We start from the raw sequence: 277 nt of genomic DNA, 5'->3' as shown, positions 1-277 counted from the left end.
CCATCGACCCCAACACGCCGCAACTGGCGATGTTCAACGAGGCAGAGAGCGAGCCTCTGTTGACGGTGGAGACGCCGGATGAAGAAGTCGTCACACCAGCGCCACGCCGGGGAAAACGCAAGCCACTCTCGGCTGATCTGCCGCGTATCGAAGTCATCCACGAACTGCCTGAACACGGACTGACCTGTGCATGCGGTTGCCGCAAGCATGAGATCGGTGAGGAAATCAGCGAGCAGCTGGATATCGTGCCGATGCAGATCCGCGTGCTCAAACATGT

At 59.2% G+C, this 277-nt stretch carries 1 protein-coding gene; it reads left to right on the top strand.

Translation table 11 applies throughout. The annotated features are described in order from the left end of the window. The coding region (locus AC25ND_RS26420; protein ID WP_486976687.1) for an IS66 family transposase zinc-finger binding domain-containing protein at nucleotides 1-277 on the top strand (277 nt) is incomplete at both ends.

It is taken from the genome of Pseudomonas sp. P110(2024) (genome assembly GCF_057480795.1).
This window is presented reverse-complemented; position numbering and strand designations above follow the sequence as displayed.